Raw genomic sequence first — 17,147 nt, 5'->3', positions numbered from 1 at the left:
TTCACTTATCCTTGCACCACCGAGAGATGGCCTTTTTCGCTGCTTGCCAGATTTTCCGCCACCAGACGCGAAATCGTTGGCAAGCCTTCAAGATGCATGCCCGGCGCGCTGACCGACGGCGGATCGCGCTTGAGCACATCCTTGATGGCTTGCGCGAACGCCATGCTGTCAGACGAATCATCCGCCGAAACCATGCTGACCAGCCCAAGCTGTGAAGCCCGTGTTGCCCGGATCAACTGTTCCTGCCGAGGCTCGGTGCGCGGCACAATCAAGGCTGGCTTATCAAAGGACAGAATTTCGCAATAGGTGTTGTAACCACCCATCGCAACAATGGCTTTGGCACCGACAATCAGGTCTTCCATCCGGTTATCAAACTCAATGATCGTGAGTTTAGGATGGCTTGCCCCCTCTTCCATGAATTTCTGCCGCATCTCCACCGGCATGTAAGGACCAAGCACCACCAGAGCATTGTGATCCAGCGTCGGGTCAGCCTTATAGGCAGCAATCACATCTCGCACCAATTCGGCACCATCGCCGCCGCCGCCGGTGGTCACCAGCAGATAATCGCCTTGCGGCGCATGTTCCGAACGCGTTCCGCCCAACGCATTGCGCTGCAAAAAGCCAACAAATTGCATCTTGTCACGCAAGGCCTGCGGCACATCAATGCCGGTGAGCGGATCATAAAAATCGGGCGGGCCATAGACCCAGACATCATCATAGAGCTTGGCAATCTTGGTCAGCACATCATTGCGCTTCCACTCGGCTTCCAACAGATGCGGCGCATCCATCACATCGCGCAGGCCCAGCACCAGACGTGTGCCCTTGGTTTTCAGATAAACCAAAGTGTCCTCAACCTCACCGCGAAGCCCAAGCGGCTCCTTGTCGATGATAAACATATCCGGCTCAAAGCTCTCCGCTGTGTGGCGGATGATCGACTGGCGCATTTTCAACGTTTCGTGCAGATCAATATGCTGGTCCATCGAGGTATAGGCACCGTTGTGCAGCTTGATCACGCTCGGGATCTTGACAAAATCAACCCGTGCACGATAATCAAAGGCACCCGCAATGGTTGCTCCCGAAATAATCAGAACCTGTACCCCGCGATAGTCTTCGACCAGCGAATGGGCAATGGTGCGACAGCGCCGTAAATGGCCAAGACCAAATGTGTCATGGCTGTACATCAAGATGCGCGCGTTGCTAAGGCGTTTCAGCATGTAAACAATATCTCCTGAGCACCGGAGTTTAGAGCACCCGACAATGCGACATATCCTTATGACTGTATCGGGTCTGTGACAAAAGCGCAGACAAAGACAAGCGATACAGCCGATTAAACATGGTACAGCAACCCGTGTTCCGTACCCGATGCGACCAGATTGCCACGCGGATCATTTGTATGGATCTGCGGCATCTCTTAGACCATCCCCCAGAAAATTAAAGGCAAGGATGATCACAATCACTGGAACGACCGGAAACAACAGCCACGGATAGAGGGCAATCACGTTGACAGAGCGGGCCTCCGTCAACAGCACACCCCAGCTGGTAATCGGTGGTCGCAGCCCCAAGCCCAGAAAACTCAAGGTTGTTTCACCAAGAATCATACCGGGAATGGTCAATGTCGCGCTGGCAATCAGATGCGACATGAAACCGGGAATAAGATGGCGGCCAATGATGCGCGAGCTGCCAGCCCCCATCATCTGGGCCGCCAGCACATAATCTTCCTCACGCAGGGCCAGCAGCTTGGAGCGCACGGCCCGCGCCAAGCCCGTCCAGTCCAGCAGACCGAGAATGAAGGTGATGCCGAGATAAACCACCAGCGGCGACCAGTCTGCCGGCATGATAGCCGCCATGGCCAGCCACAGCGGAATGCTGGGGATAGAATGCAGCACTTCAATAATGCGCTGGACGATCATATCAAACCAGCCGCCCCAATAGCCCGCAAGGCCACCAATCACAATGCCAAGAACAAAGCTGGTCATTACCCCCAACAGGCCGATGGTCAGCGAAATGCGGGCACCATACAGAATGCGCGACAACACATCGCGGCCGAGCCGGTCCGTGCCTAGCACAAACAGGCTGCCGCCTTCTGCCGGGCACACCAGATGGAAGTTGGCATCCACAAGACCCCAGAAACGATAGCGATCACCGGAGCAGAAAAACCGTAGCTTCTCGACCTTGTTCTTGTCGTCGGTATAAACCCGCCGCAGCGTGTCCATGTCCAGCGTCATGATGCGCCCATAGACGAAGGGACCAACAAAGGAACCATCGTGGAACAGATGCAACGATTGCGGCGGGGCATAAATGCGGTCCACGTCACGGGTGTGGACATTATAAGGAGCCAGAAATTCAACGATGACAATCATCAGATAGGCAAGCAGCAGCAAAACCCCGGCGTAAAGCGCGGGCTTATGCCGCTTGAACCGCCACCAGGTCAATTTCAGCTGCGAAGCCTGATTGAAGGATGAGCCTTCCGCCGCCCCGCCCTGCTCGGCGGCATAAGGATCAAACGGCGCGGTTGAGACATAATGGTTTGCTGCTGGAGATGACATGCCGCTCTCGCTCATTTCGTTCTCCCGCCCTGAAGCCGGATGCGTGGATCCAGAAATGCCAGCGCAATATCGGATACCAGCACGCCAATCACCGTCAGCACTGCCAAAAACATCAGGAATGAACCTGCCAGATACATGTCCTGATTTTGCAAAGCCCGGATCAGCATGGGGCCGGTGGTTTCCAAAGACAACACCACCGCGGTAATTTCAGCGCCGGAAATAATGGTCGGCAGCACCGAGCCAATGTCGGAGATGAAAAAGTTCAAAGACAGGCGCAGCGGATATTTGATCAGCACTTTAAACGGATGAAGGCCCTTGGCGCGGGCTGTCATCACATATTGCTTGTTCAACTCATCCAGCAGATTGGCGCGCACACGCCGCACCATGCCGGCGGTGCCAGCGGTGCCAATGATCACCACCGGAATCCACAAATGCTCCAGAATGGATTTGGCTTTTGCCCAGCTCATTGGCTGGCCCAAAAACTGCTGATCCATCAAATGGCCAATGGAGGTGCCAAACCAGATATTGGCAAAATACATCAAAACCAGCGCCAGAATGAAATTCGGCACGGCAATACCAATCAGGCCCAGAAAGGTCAGCCCGTAATCGCCCCAGCTGTATTGATGGGTGGCCGAGTAGATGCCGATGGGAAAGGCGATCAGCCATGTCATGATAATCGTGACAACCGAGACCAGAATGGTCAGCCACAGGCGGTCGCCCACCACTTCCGATACTGGCAAGCGATATTCGAACGAGTAGCCGAAATCGCCCTGCACAAAGCCGGTGATCCAATGAAAATAGCGCACAGGCTCTGATTCATTAAAGCCGTAGCGTGCCCGCAATTCATCGATCTGCTGCATATCGGCTTTTTCGCCAATCGCCCGCATTTCCTCAATATAGCTTTCAAAATAGTCGCCGGGCGGCAGTTCGATAATGGTGAAGACCAGAACCGAGATCATGAACAAGGTGGGGATCATTACGGCAATGCGCCAGAGAATATAGCGTATCATCTATGCATCCTCATCATACCAGAAGGTATCTGGCATATAGATGCCGAGATAGGCAGTGGGGTCAAAACCATAGAGCCCCTTGTCTGGCAAATTGCGCAGCTTTTTTGCCCGCACAATCGGCTGCAAACCGCCATTGACAATGCCAATGGTGAAAACCTGACTGGTATAGAGGCTCAGCATCTGATGCCAGATGGCGGTGCGCTCTTCCAATGTGTCGGAGCGGCGCCATTCATAAAACAGATCCAGCAGCGCCTTGGCTTCTTTCAGGTCGGCGCGGCGGCCATCACCACCGCCCGACAATGTGTGCAAGCCCCAAAGCGGCCATTGCAACTGCTCGTCGCTGGTCGGTGCCAGCTCGCGCGGGGACATATCCGCCGTCGGGACGCCATTGTCCAAGCCCATCCACACCGACATCACGGTTTCACCGCCGGTGATGCGGCGGCGAAATAGCTCGCGATGGGCGACATGGACAAACACCCGTATACCAATCTTGTACCATTCATCGGTGATCAGTTCGAGCACGTCCGAATCAAATCCGCTGTCGCCGGTTGTTTCAATGATCAGCGTTGCAGGCCTGCCATCGGGGAGCGTGCGAATGCCATGCGCGCCTTCGCGCACCATACCCGCCTCTTGCAACAGCGCATTGGCCTGATCAACGTCATAGATTGCATAAGCATCGCGGTATTCCGGCTTGAACAACGGGCTTTCCGGCAAGACCGTATTGGCACTGGGCTGGGCCAGGCCAAAAAACACCGCCTTGTTGATCTCTTCGCGGTTGATGCCCAAAGACATGGCGCGGCGCACCCGCACATCGCGCAGCAGCGCATTCCAGACCGGATCCTTGCAGTTCAGGTTCGGCATCAGCGCAATGCGTGATCCCTGCGTGCGCTTCCACAGATTAACCTTGATTGGAAAGCGCTTTTCCGCATTTTTCAAAAAGGTGTAATCGGTAAAATCCAGATTGGTGAATTGCAGATCGCTCTCACCCGTGCCAGTTTTGGCCGCCACCAGATCACCGGAACCAACGCCCAGAACCATGCGGTCCAGATAGGGCAATTGCAATCCGTTTTCATCAACCCGGTGATAGTAGGGATTGCGTGCAAAAATAAACTGCCCGGCGGGTGGCTTGGTGGTGTTCATCCACGCATCCAGCGTTGGCAGATCGGGATTTTCAGGCCGCACGGTGCGCGACATTTTCTGGTGCAGCGCCACCCAGTCCTGCACGCCTTTTTTCTCAATCAATTTCGCCAGTTTATCCGGCTTTTGATATTTGCGATGATAGGTCTTGAGATAGCTTGCTGGCATCATCAGGCGTGTTGCCACCGGGGATGCCAGTTCTGCCAGAAAATCGGGATTGGGATCTTCCCAGGTGTAGCGCACCGTCAACGCATCCAGAACCTCAAACACTGGCTCTTTGTCATTCACCCGGAACACGGTGGGAATGCCGCCGATATAGAGTTCCTTGTCATGGAACATGTCTTCCCAGGTGTAGCGAAAATCTTCCGTCGTAAACGGACTGCCATCCGACCAGCGATGCCCTTCGCGTAAGTGGAAGGTAAAGATGCGCTCTTCAACAACCTCAAACCGCTCGAGAAGATCGGGCTGGAAATTGAAATGCAGATCATAGCCAATCAGGCGGCTATAGCTGATGATGGGCATGTAGCGAATATCGCGCTGACCACCAATCAACATGCGAACATCGCCGCCATAACGCCCCGGTGCCAGATTGGGTGTGTTCAGCGGAATGACCCTTGGCACTTTGGGCAAACGCTCAGCCATCGGCGGAAGCTTGCCCGCCGCCACCGCTTCTTTCAGGCTCAAAGGCTCTCGCGCCACATCCTGTGCTGCAAAGCTGAAAGTGGGCCGCGCCAGCAAGGTTGCTGACAGCAATGCCAAGGCATGACGCCGAGTAATCACGCGCGTAACTCCCTTGCATCCACATTGCGCCGCGCCAGCACCAGATGGCCACCACCCAGATCGACATGGGTCAAATTATCCGGCGTGCCATCATCATGAAACTGTCTGGCCCAGAGCTTCTTGGCCGCCTTTGACGGCTGGCCGATCAGATCGAAGTCAAGCGGATGATCAAGATTGGGCATGGGCACGGCCGCCAACAGCTTCTTGGTATAAGGATGCACCGGATTTCGCATAATGGTTTCGCACGGCGCAATTTCAACAATGCGACCCGCATACATCACCGCCACGCGGTCGGCCATATAATTGATCACAGCCAGATTGTGCGAAATGAACAGGTAGGTCAGGCCCAGTTCCGATTTCAAATCCTTCATCAGATTGAGAATTTGCGCCTGTACCGACACATCCAAAGCCGACACCGGCTCATCACAAATCACCAGATCCGGCCCCAACGCGAGTGCGCGCGCAATGCCGATACGCTGGCGCTGCCCACCGGAAAAACTATGCGGATAACGGCCCATGGCCGATTCAGGCAGGCCAATCGAGTGGATCAGCCGCCGCACAACATCCAGCCGCGAGGCACGATTGCCCCGTCCGTGAATTTCCAGAGGTTCGCCCACAATGCCGCGCACGGTCATGCGTGGAGACAGAGACGAGACCGGGTCTTGAAACACCATCTGGATCTTGGTGCGCAAAGCCTGCAAGGCCTGCCCTTGCGCATTCAGCACATCGATAGAACCATCTCCATCATTAAAAGTCACGGCACCATGATTGGCGGTCACGCCGCGCATCAAAATTTTACTCAGTGTGGTTTTGCCACAGCCGCTTTCGCCCACCAGCCCCAGCGTTTCACCGCGCATGATATCGAACGAAACATCATTGACCGCCAGCGTGGCCGCCGTCGCCTTGGAGAAGAAACCGTTTGAGCGCTTGACCTGAAAGGACTTGCTGACATTGCGCACCGATAACAGCACGTCGCCTTTGGCTTGCTTGGTCGAACAGCGCTCAATCAAGCCCGCTGTGTCCACCTTGATTTCGCGCAAAGGCTTGAGCCGCTCGCCCCGGTCCATTTCAAAATGCGGCACGGCCGCCATCAGGCCCTTGGTGTAGGCATGCTGCGGATTTTGAAAAATCGCCTCAACCGGCCCGGATTCCATCACTTCGCCGCGATAGATCACCACCACGTCATCGGCCAGACTTGCCACCACGCCAAGGTCGTGGGTAATCAGCAAAATCGCCATGCCCAGCTTTTCCTGAAGCTCCATCAGCAGCTTGAGAATTTGTGCTTGAATGGTCACATCCAGCGCGGTCGTAGGCTCATCGGCAATCAACAGGGCAGGCTTACAAATCAGCGCCATGGCAATCATGGCCCTTTGGCGCATGCCGCCCGACAGCTCAAATGGATACATGTCAAACACGCGGGACGGGTTATCAAACCCGACCAGCCCGAGCATTTCTTCCACCCGCGCCCGTTTTTCCTTGGGCGATAAAACCGCGTGGACGGTAAGCACCTCTTCGATCTGATTGCCAACGGTGTGAACCGGCGAAAAAGAGGTCATTGGCTCTTGAAAAATCATGCCAATACGGCTGCCGCGAATATGACGGATTTGTCGTCCATCATGGGGCAGCGCCAGAAGATCAACGGTTTTGGCCATCTCGGGGTCGTGAAAGAAAACCTGGCCACTAACGTTTGCCACCGGGCTTTCTATGCCCATGATCGAGCGCCCCAACACAGACTTGCCCGAACCGGATTCGCCCACCAAAGCGGTCACCTTGCCGGGACGAACCCGCATACTGAAGGATTTAACCGCCTCAATACGACCGCCTGGCATAGGAAACGACACATTTATTTTATCCACATAAAGCAGATCCGCGCATTCTGCCATGCGTCTATCTTCCCACCCCACCGTATGAATTTGGGCCACCGTAACCTAGCATATCAGTGAAGTCTATGACGGAAACGCTGCATTTTGTACAGGATGTGCAACGCCCGCCACAGCCTTCGCATTAGCGACACGATGCAGCATGTTTTTTGCGCGACAATTGCTCAACAAGAGCCATCCACTGTTGCGCGCGCCGGTCCCACAGATAGTTTTCACGCACAAATTCCATCCGCGCTTTTCGCTTCAAGCCCGCCTCAACGGGATTTTCGCGGGCCTCGGTGAGCGAATGAACGACCATCTCGATAAACGTGTTGGCTAGCATATTCTGGGTGCCAAACTCATTTTTCAGATCGTCAGAATTCAGCATATATCCAAAACCGTTCAAGGTTTCCGGCAAAGCCCCCTTGTTGGTGGTTAAAACATCGGCCCCCGCCGCCATCGCCTCCATAACCGTGATGCAGGATGTCTCCTCAAACGAGGTTGGATAGGCCAAGGCTGCAGCCGACTGCAGGGACAAGGCAAGCTCCGGCTGGGAAACCGGGCCGATATAATCGACACCATCAAGGCCACGCGCCAACTCGTAAAGATAGCGAAAGCCATCTGCCGCCAGCCCTACACCGTAAATTCCCATGGAGGAGTGAATTTTCAACCGCACATCCGGAATCTGCGCGCGAATGGAGGGAAAACACTGCAACAGCATATCCAGCCCGCGATAGGGGGTGCTGGCGTAAAACAGCGAGGGTGCCTGCCCGGTTTCAAACCACGCCGGCGTGGGGGCAAGATCCAGAAACGCTGGCGAGACCGCATTGCCAATCACATGGGTGCGCTCCGCATCCAGACCAAAATGCCCGACAAATTTGGAGGCCTGCCATTGGCTGACCATGACATAGGCATTCCATGCCTGCCTTTCTTTTTCCTCGCGCAAGCCGCCAATGAAGGGCTGGTCCGCATCGAGATGGCACCAGAGCAAGAGTGGCACCTTGTTGCCAAAGCTGGCGCGGATGCGGCTGCCGACGGCCGTGGACACCACCACAAGCGCATCGCAGCGATCAATCAGGCCCGGCTTTATTTTATCGTTCGGCACCAGATGAACACCATCAATGACGGCCTCAACCTCCGGATTGTTGAGCAAGGTGACCTTGGCACCCGCACGCGCAAGCGCCGTGCTGAGATAGACAACGGCCGATTCCGTTCCCCCCATGGGCTTGTTCAAAGGTGAAGCGGGAGTGTAGCCGTTTCCAGTCGGGTGCATGAAAACAAAGTGCATTCAGATCAATTCCCTTCACATCCTCAAAATCCACAGGGTGAGAATCAGCCTATAGAGGGCCAATACATGAGCGAAGCTGATGCAGGCTGTATAATTCCTGAAATCGGAGGCGGTTTTAAGCATGATACAGCAGATATAGCGTGCGATAATGCGCTTTGTGCGCCATAGAGGACCGCACGGGGTTTGGGCGCAAAATATCAGGGCGAAGGTCATGCGTGACGCAAAAGAAGACGGCAACCCAAGACAAGCGAGCCGCGCGCTGATCGCGCAGAGCATTGCACTTGCCCAGCAAGGGGCCTTTGAAGAGGCCCATGAGCTGCTTGATCAACTGGCATCAGACCAGACCATGCTGGCTCATGCCGAGCTTGGCCCTCATACGGCACTGGGTCTGCCGCGCAAGCTGCATGCAGCCTATCTAAAACTTGCCAAGATTGAAAAAGACCGCAGTAAGGTTATCGCTCTGCAATATAGCTTGGTACCGCCACCGTCGGTTCTTCTGCCGTTTTCCCGGTTTGACAGTGTTGAGCGCCGGGCCATGGCGGCCCTTAACCGGCAGCCCGTGCCGCGTGTGTTGCATCAAATCTGGCTGGGCGATCTGGCTCTGCCACCGGCAACACAGGCCTGGGCCGACCACTGCGCCCACCATGGCTTGACCTATCGCCTTTGGCGAGAGGCCGATTTAAAGGCAGAAGGGCTGGACCAGCATCCGAGTTTTCAAGATATGCTGGCGCGCGGCGATTATCCGGGCGCTGTGGATGTGGCCCGCTATCTGATTTTAGAACGCTTTGGCGGCATCTATCTCGATTGCGATTGGTATCCGGCCCGCGATGATATCAGCTTTGCCGATTGCCTGCCCTTGACCGGCCTCACCGCATTGGCAGAAGACACGCCGCGCCAATTGGGTCTGGGCAGCCTGCTTTTGACCAATTCGCTGCTGGCCAGCCCGCCCGGACAGCCGGTGTTTACCCGCATCATCGAGGCCATGCCAAAAGCCATGGCGGCTTTGCCGGATGCGCCGGCATGGTGGTCAACCGGACCCGTGTTGCTGACCGTGGTGTTTCGTGGCACCAGTTTTAGCGTGCCGGATGCACAGTTTGTGGCAGCAAATCTGCCTCGAAAAGCACCGTTTTCAGCCGTGGACGCCGCACGAGCCACCGCACAGCAAGAGGATGGCGGCCTGCTGATCGGGTGGAAGTCCTGGTAAATCAGTCGTTCGAGAGAATATCCCCTGCTGACATCCAGCGGCATGAAGGGTGATCGTGCGTCAGTTGAAACAAGCGCTCCAGAAAACGCCACACCGCAGCATCATGCACAAGGTGGTGGGTCAACAGACCCAGCGCTTTCAGCGGTTCGGCATCGGGTGCCAGCCAATCTGCAACCTCGGCAAATAGCACGTCCGCATCGCGCCCGCCGCCGGTGCCGCGCCAATCCATCACATCCACATGGGTGTTGAGAAGTCGCATCGGCGTTGGCACCTTCTCGCGGCCAAATACAGAGAGCGCCGAAAAGCCGAGAGCGGACAGCGCTGGCACCAATGTCTTGTCAATCCGGTTCCACGGTGGAACCAGCATAGGCAGGAAATGCGCCCCATACAGGTCTTGCAGCTTGTCAAATCCGGCTTTGAGCTCGCCGAGGACCACCGCTGCCGGGCGCTGCAAGCCAAGCTCCTGCTTTTTCTCGGGCGGGGTGGCGTGGTTCACATGGCTCCAGCCATGCACGGTCACGCACAGCGCAGGCTCTTGCGCCAATCGGTCCACCAGTGCCGCGCCGGTGTGTTGCGGAATCACCGCAAGCGTCAAAGGGATGTTATAGCGGCGGGTCAATTGCAACAGCGTCTCAAGCGCTGGCGTTGGCTCCACCGCATCATCATCACGCAGCCAGAATGTTACCTGTTGACCTTGGCTTGCCAGATCATCGAGCCGTTGCTTCAATCTCTCTTCAGACATGATGTTTCTCCAATGCCTCCTGCAACAAGATCGAGAGCCGCTCTGATGCCGCCTCCAACCCATGATGCATCTTCACCCGCGCCCGCGCAGCCACCGCCATTGTGCCGCGCAGAGCGCCATTGTTCAGCAGCTCAGCAACAGATGCGGCAAGCGCATCAGCATCGCCCGGCGGCGCGAGTAGCCCCGTGATGCCTGCAGCCACCACCTCGGGCACGCCCGCCACCGCTTCGGCCACCACCGGCAATCCGGCCGCCTGCGCTTCCAGATAGGCCAGACCATAGGCTTCGCCATGACCGGGCCAGACATAAAGCGATGCGGTGGATAAAATCTCGGCAACCCTCTCAGGCGGCTGCTCACCCAGCCATTCGATCTGCCCCGGTGCAAAATGCGAAAACAACGCCTGCACCTCATCTCTGCACGGCCCATCGCCCACCACACGCAAACGCCATGGCCCATCGCCCAGTTTGGTCAGTGCCTGCGCCAGCGCCGTATAGCTGCTCATTTTATCGCCGGGGCGCATCATAGCAACAGTGGCAAGTACACCTGGCTGTGGCAGCGGCGCGCAAGAAACAAAGGGTGCCGCATCAATGAAGGGAGCAAGACGCGCCAGATGCGCATTCGGTGCCACAGCTTCAAGACCAAGAAAATCACGTGCGGTGAAACACAGGTTCAAAGCCGCCGTTTTCACGTGATCCAGCAATTGCGCTTGAAAATCAGTCCAGACACCCAGATTGCGACGATGGGAATAGGACGCCTCGGCCGTCACATAGGCCATGCCAAATTGCTGGCACAGCAAGGGACCAATCAGATCGGGGGCTTTGTAATAGGGATGGTAGCAAAACCAGATATCGGGTCTGCCCTGATCCTGATACAAGGCCGCCAGTCGCGTCACCTCGGCTGTCGCTGACACCTGCAAATCTGGCAAAACCACATCCGGGGATGCGTGAAAACTGCGCAGCTCCGAGGCAATCTCCACCTCGTGCCCTGCCAATATCAAAGCCCGCAGCAACAACCGCGCCATCAATCGATCGCCTGACGGCACCGGATGGTTTGGCGATTTCAAAGGCGCATAAAAAGCTATTTTCATGGGCGCAATGTGCGCACTCTGATGGCGGTTGCAAGGGGGCAGATGATTTTTCAAACGCATCACAGAGGATCAATCCGCCGTCAACACCATGCTGCACCCTTGACATATGGGTTTGGCAACGACAACTGGAGCACATCCGAAAAGTGTCACGGAGTTTGATCCCGCCATGTCTCACCACCCAATCGCCGCCGATTTGCTCGCCCGCATTCAGTCCAAGAGCGCCAAAGCGGCCGTTATCGGGCTTGGCTATGTGGGCCTGCCCTTAGGGATGAGCATCGCGCGGGCCGGCTTCACCGTGATGGGCTTTGATATTGACGCCAGCAAAATTGACGCCATCGACGCCAGGAAAAGCTATATCGAAGCCGTCCCGGATCATATTCTCGAAGCAGAGTGTGAAGCTGGCCGTTTTGCCGCCACAACAGATTTTTTGCAGCTGGCCGATTATGATGTGATTGCCATTTGCGTGCCCACCCCCCTCACCCGTCACCGCGATCCTGATCTTTCCTACATTGAAAACACCTGTCGGCAGATTTCGCGCTCCTTGCGCCCCGGCCAATTGATCGTGCTGGAATCCACCACTTACCCCGGCACGACGGAGGAAGTGGTCAAACCTATTTTGGAAACATCCGAATTGCGCGCAGGCGAGCATTTTTTCCTCGGCTTTTCGCCTGAGCGCGAAGATCCGGGCAATCGCGAATTTGAAACCTCCACCATCCCGAAAGTGATTGCCGGTGATGGAGCGGAAGCGTCGGCCATGATGGCGGCATTTTATGGGGCGGTTGTCAAAACCATTGTGCCGGTGTCTTCCACGGCCACCGCAGAAGCCGTAAAGCTGACGGAAAACATTTTTCGCGCCGTCAATATTGCGCTGGTGAACGAGTTGAAGCTGGTTTACGACGCCATGGGCATCGACGTGTGGGAAGTGATTGACGCGGCCAAAACCAAGCCCTTTGGTTATATGCCGTTTTATCCCGGCCCCGGCCTTGGCGGCCATTGCATTCCCATTGATCCCTTTTACCTGACCTGGAAATCGCGCGAGTTTGACCAGCCCACCCGCTTCATTGAACTGGCTGGCGAAATCAACACCGCAATGCCCCATCATGTGGTGGAAAAGCTGGCCGAAGCCTTGGATCGCAAGGCAGGCAAGGCCCTGAGCCGCTCACGCGTGCTGGTGATGGGATTGGCCTATAAGAAAAACGTCCCCGACATTCGCGAAAGCCCATCGCTGCGGCTGATGGAGCTTATTCTGGAGCGCGGTGCCGAGGTCTCCTACTTTGACCCGTTTATTGCGGAAATTCCAAAGACCCGCGAATACAGCCACCTGAAGGGTCGGCGCAGTGTGGAATGGAGCGAAGACAATCTCTCATCATTTGATGCTGTGCTGATTGCCACCGACCACGACACGGTGGACTATCAGGCGCTGGCCGATTGGTGCCCGCTGATTGTCGATACCCGCAACACCTTCGCCCGTCGCCAGATTTCTGGCCAAACCATTATAAAGGCTTGAAACCCCATGAGCCGTCTCGATAGCTTCATTAACCGCATGAGCGCCCAGCGCGATCTGCTCAATCACATTCGCGATACCTATCCCCTGCCAGATGGTCCCATTCTGGAAGTGGGCCTAGGCAATGGCCGCACCTACAGCCACCTGCGCGAAAACTTTTCCAACCACCGCATTGTCGCATTTGATCGCCAGCTTGGTGCGCACAAAAGCTCAATTCCAGCGGAGGGTGATCTGATTTTGGGAGAAATCGCCGAAAAGGGGCGCGATTTTATCGGCTGTGGTGCCGCCATGGTGCATGCCGATATTGGCACCGGCTATCCTGACAAGGACGCGATGACCCTGACATGGCTACCGGATATGGTGGCAGGAATGCTGAGAGTTGGGGGGATTGCTCTGTGCGGGCTGCCACTGGAACATGACAGTCTTGAAGCGCTGCCGATGCTCGATACGATCGAAAAAGATCGCTATTTTCTCTATCGTCGCAGCACATAAGGCTGCGACAAAATACCACAGGCTGGAACGCCTTAGAAAAGCCGAAAACGACGTTCAAACAGCTTAAGTCAGACGGGATCGGCGTGGCGAACGCGGTTGTTATCCAGTTCAGACGTTGCCGTTCTCAACCGTTCGGCCAAAGCACGACTAATTTCAAGACCCATGCGGGGACTATCAGACATTACTTTTGAAAGGCATTCCTTGCCAATGCGCAGCGCATCAACCGGGGTGGTGGCACGCGCAGTGACGGTTCTCGGACCATCGCACAGCAAAGACATTTCACCGATGATAGATTGGCACTTGGCTTCACCCAATTTGGTTTCGCCACCGGGAAATTCGCTAAGAAGATCAACCTGTCCGCACAAAATGACGTAGGCGGCATCCCCGCCGTCACCTTGATGAAACAGCTCGTCACCGACATTATACGTCACCCGTTGCGAGGCAAAAGCCAACAGCTTCAACTTGCATGGATCAACATGCTTGAAGTAGGGCACGCTCCGCAATAACTGCACTTCGTCTCTCAGTAACATCTTTGCCACCAGCTCCTCTGTGCAGGTGGCATGAAACTTTATGCCACCAACGTTTTGAAGATACCATTTTCTTTATCAAGAGTCTCGTACGATCCGTCCGCGACCACTGATCCGTTGTCGAATACAACAACACGATCAAAGTTTTTTGACAATGATGTGTTCGACAACACCCACATTATTGTCGGATCATTGTCCTGCTGTTGCAAAAATGCAAGCACATCTCGAACAATATCCTCCTGCGCACGCCGATCCAGGCCCGGCAATGGCTTATTAAAGATATAATAATCACAGCGACGCACAAGAGCGCGCGCCAAATTGAGCTTGTGGCGCTGGGCAATTGTTAAGCGGCGCCCACCACTTCCCACATCAAATTCCAGCCCAAGGGCCAAAAAGCGATCGGAAAGACCTTTCTGAATCGAAAGGCGCTGGGCAATCTCGCGAAACTTCGCAAGGGCTCCGGGGTTGCGGTGGGCAAGTTTTCCGAAAATCACGTTTTCGCGCAAGGAGGCCGACGCCATGTAGCGATGCGGATCATAGCGTTCAATGCTGTTGCGCAATTCAGGCGACAAATTATCGTGGAACTGATCGCGTGAGCTGACAATCTTGTCCATCACCTCATCCGTCAGCACACCCAGACGATAGCGCGGCTCGACATAATTGAAGCTCAGACGGATCATGGCGCGCTGCTCTTCTTCGGTCGGCGCGGGCCTGTTGCGTCCCTGCAAGCGCTGGAGAATCTGCTGATAGTAAACCACATCATCGGCGGTCAACACATCGAGCTGCTGGAAAAATGGATGGTCCGGCGGCAGGCCGGCAAAGATTTCGACAAGGTTTTCGGCAATCATGAAGCCCATTTCATAGAACAGACTGAGAAGCCCGGCCCGCTCTAAAACGGCATAGAAATAATCGCTTTTATGGGTGAAAACCGGCATATCGGCCACGGGCCGTAGCGTGCCGAACAACAGGTTTTCGCCAACCGTCGCCTCGCTATTGTAACTGCTGGGATCAAAATGGACCACCAGATTGGACAGTCCAAGGGTTCGCAATTCCTCGCGAAGCGCCAGTCGCAGCTCGACAACCCGCTCCGTCAGATCCGGATATTCGAACGGATCCACAATCGAATGCAACGCCAGTTCCAGCACATCATTGGTGAGCTGTACCGCATTCAGCGCACCAATAATCGAATCGCGCAAATCGCCCGGTTTGCCATTCAGCACCGATGTTGCGCGCCGATCCAGCCAATCGGCATTCAGATCCAAATCGCTGTTATCGACCAATTGTGCTTCGCGCACATCCCAGCGCCGCTGCGCCGCCTCACGTCCACTGTAATTGACAGAATTTGTCGGCGCATGTTTCAAACCGTAGATCAGATTGTCTTTCAAACTGGCATGGAAGAAATAGCCATCGGCAGACACGTAAGACATCGCCCGGCCAACCACGGAATCCGGCAGCTCGAGAATATCGACATCACCCAATGTTACCTTTCCGGACACCGGCCAATTCTGACGCCCAAAAGCTTCTGCCAGCAGCTCGCCACCGCCGCCGTGATTATCAACCACTGCCACCGTTTCACCGGGTGTGAATTTCAGGCTGACATTCTCGACAACTTTTGCGCCACTGCCATCCAGCAGCGTCACATTTTGCGCCTGCAACAGGCCCACATGCCCTTGAGGTGAGGTCAAGGCCACCGCCAGCAAGGCGGGATCAAGCATATGTTGCGGCTCGAACTGCTCCAGAACCTGCTCGTATTTGACCTGCACATCCTGGCGTGACTGATCCCAGTCGATCAACTCCTTCAACGGCCCTGGCAAGTCTTTATAGGCATTGATCACGGCAACCAGCTGTCCAACATCGAGACTGCCGCGAAGCGCAAAATAACCGCCGATCGAATAGAACAGGAAGGGAGTCAGCTGCGAGAGGAAGTTATTGAAAAATTTAACAAAAAACTTCCAGCGATAGAGATCGTAGCGAATTTTGTAAATCAGACCCAATCGCTGGGCAATATCAGCGCGTTCATAATTGGATGTATCATAAGCGTGGATTGCGCCAACACCATCGACAATTTCGCCAACGCGCCCGGCAAAATGCCGCGCCGTGATCTGACGCCTGCGGCCAAGATCGATCAGGCGCCTGCGCATTTTGGGGATGATGCCAACCTGCAAGCCGACCATGACGCCCGCAATCATACCAAGCCACAGGCTTTGCAAAAAGATAAAACTCAGGGCCGCAATGGCCTGACCACCCAACAATGTGGGCTGCACAAAGGCGTCGCCAGTGAAGCCGCCAAACGGCTCCACCTCGTCTCGCACGATGGTTGAAAGCTCCGACGAATGAACCTGCTTCACATAATTGGGTGGAAACCGCAAAATCCGGTCCACCAGTTCATAGCGGATACGCCGCAGCAATCGCTCGCCCAAACGGCCCTTGTAGGTATTGATGTAGAATTTGAACAAACCATTGATCACAACGAGCAGCAGAAATACGCCGCTGAGCGCCATGAGACTGGTTAAACGATCCAGAGAAATTCCGTCAAAATTCAAGGACCAATCGGTCAATGGGACCTGATAATCAAATGCCATGAAGGCTTGGCGGGAATCTGGCTGCTCAAAGCCGGAGCCTTGAATGGGTCCGTTGATGATGCGCTTGGGCAAATCGAACGCGAGAAAATAGGGCAGCATGGAAATGACGACAATTGCCAGCACCCAGATCTGCTGTTTTCGCGTGTGCCGCCAAATGTAACGGAGAAGACTTTTATCCATCGTCAGATATTCACGCGGCCCAACAAGCAGTGTCAGGCAGCACAAGAGCTGCCTGTTCAAGGGTTCGGAATATAAGCGCTCTCCACGCACACGCAAAGGTGCAATGCACAAAAGTCGAGCAAAATTCCGCAAAATCGCATCAACGTGATGGGAAAACAGACCAAAAAAACCGCATCACTGCGATCAGATTGATCTAATCCCACTGAGAG

General features: G+C 55.3%; 13 protein-coding genes. 3 read left to right on the top strand and 10 right to left on the bottom strand.

Annotation, left to right across the window (positions count from 1 at the left end; genetic code table 11):
* Positions 1-5: 5 nt before the first annotated feature.
* From BJF95_RS02015 to BJF95_RS01990, 6 genes are all read right to left on the bottom strand, one after another.
* Positions 6-1,214, bottom strand: a complete 1,209-nt coding sequence (locus BJF95_RS02015; protein WP_075637781.1) for a glycosyltransferase family protein — start codon at positions 1,212-1,214, stop codon at positions 6-8.
* 171 nt (positions 1,215-1,385) lie between these two features.
* Positions 1,386-2,561, bottom strand: coding sequence for an ABC transporter permease (locus tag BJF95_RS02010; protein WP_139317372.1), 1,176 nt, complete (start codon positions 2,559-2,561; stop codon positions 1,386-1,388).
* Positions 2,558-3,556 carry an ABC transporter permease gene (locus BJF95_RS02005; RefSeq protein ID WP_075637780.1) on the bottom strand — a complete coding sequence of 333 codons (999 nt, stop codon included), beginning with the start codon at positions 3,554-3,556 and terminating at the stop codon, positions 2,558-2,560. The genes BJF95_RS02010 and BJF95_RS02005 overlap by 4 nt, the downstream gene beginning before the upstream one ends.
* Entirely contained in the window at positions 3,557-5,473 is a 1,917-nt protein-coding gene (locus BJF95_RS02000; RefSeq protein WP_075637779.1) for an ABC transporter substrate-binding protein, read from the bottom strand.
* Positions 5,470-7,356 carry an ABC transporter ATP-binding protein gene (locus BJF95_RS01995; protein ID WP_075637778.1) on the bottom strand — a complete coding sequence of 629 codons (1,887 nt, stop codon included), beginning with the start codon at positions 7,354-7,356 and terminating at the stop codon, positions 5,470-5,472. The genes BJF95_RS02000 and BJF95_RS01995 overlap by 4 nt, the downstream gene beginning before the upstream one ends.
* A gap of 121 nt (positions 7,357-7,477) precedes the next feature.
* Entirely contained in the window at positions 7,478-8,620 is a 1,143-nt protein-coding gene (locus BJF95_RS01990) for a glycosyltransferase family 4 protein (RefSeq protein ID WP_083638657.1), read from the bottom strand.
* Positions 8,621-8,831: 211 nt separating this feature from the next.
* Between BJF95_RS01990 and BJF95_RS01985 the strand changes: the two genes are divergently transcribed.
* Positions 8,832-9,824 (top strand): glycosyltransferase family 32 protein, encoded by a 993-nt coding sequence (locus tag BJF95_RS01985; RefSeq protein WP_075637776.1) that lies wholly within the window; start codon positions 8,832-8,834, stop codon positions 9,822-9,824.
* Position 9,825: 1 nt separating this feature from the next.
* On the opposite strand, the gene BJF95_RS01980 is transcribed toward BJF95_RS01985, so the two are convergent.
* On the bottom strand, positions 9,826-10,566 hold the full coding sequence (locus BJF95_RS01980) for a polysaccharide deacetylase family protein (protein ID WP_075637775.1): 741 nt from the start codon (positions 10,564-10,566) through the stop codon (positions 9,826-9,828).
* On the bottom strand, positions 10,559-11,653 hold the full coding sequence (locus BJF95_RS01975) for a glycosyltransferase family 4 protein (RefSeq protein ID WP_075637920.1): 1,095 nt from the start codon (positions 11,651-11,653) through the stop codon (positions 10,559-10,561). The genes BJF95_RS01980 and BJF95_RS01975 overlap by 8 nt, the downstream gene beginning before the upstream one ends.
* Before the next feature lie 166 nt (positions 11,654-11,819).
* On the opposite strand from BJF95_RS01975, the gene BJF95_RS01970 reads away from it, so the two are divergent.
* Both BJF95_RS01970 and BJF95_RS01965 read left to right on the top strand, forming a co-directional pair.
* A complete protein-coding gene (locus BJF95_RS01970) occupies positions 11,820-13,160 on the top strand; it encodes a nucleotide sugar dehydrogenase (RefSeq protein ID WP_075637919.1) in 1,341 nt (446 codons plus the stop codon).
* 6 nt (positions 13,161-13,166) lie between these two features.
* Entirely contained in the window at positions 13,167-13,649 is a 483-nt protein-coding gene (locus BJF95_RS01965; RefSeq protein ID WP_075637774.1) for a class I SAM-dependent methyltransferase, read from the top strand.
* A gap of 68 nt (positions 13,650-13,717) precedes the next feature.
* On the opposite strand, the gene BJF95_RS01960 is transcribed toward BJF95_RS01965, so the two are convergent.
* Together BJF95_RS01960 and BJF95_RS01955 are read right to left on the bottom strand one after the other, a co-directional pair.
* Positions 13,718-14,179 (bottom strand): cyclic nucleotide-binding domain-containing protein, encoded by a 462-nt coding sequence (locus BJF95_RS01960; RefSeq protein WP_075637773.1) that lies wholly within the window; start codon positions 14,177-14,179, stop codon positions 13,718-13,720.
* Positions 14,180-14,217: 38 nt separating this feature from the next.
* Positions 14,218-16,938, bottom strand: a complete 2,721-nt coding sequence (locus tag BJF95_RS01955) for an ABC transporter transmembrane domain-containing protein (protein WP_075637918.1) — start codon at positions 16,936-16,938, stop codon at positions 14,218-14,220.
* Positions 16,939-17,147 lie beyond the last annotated feature (209 nt).

The organism is Rhizobium oryziradicis, assembly GCF_001939045.1.
GTDB classification, from domain to species: Bacteria; Pseudomonadota; Alphaproteobacteria; order Rhizobiales; family Rhizobiaceae; genus Allorhizobium; species Allorhizobium oryziradicis.
Note: the sequence above shows the minus strand (reverse complement) of the source record. Positions and strands in the feature narration are given on the sequence as shown.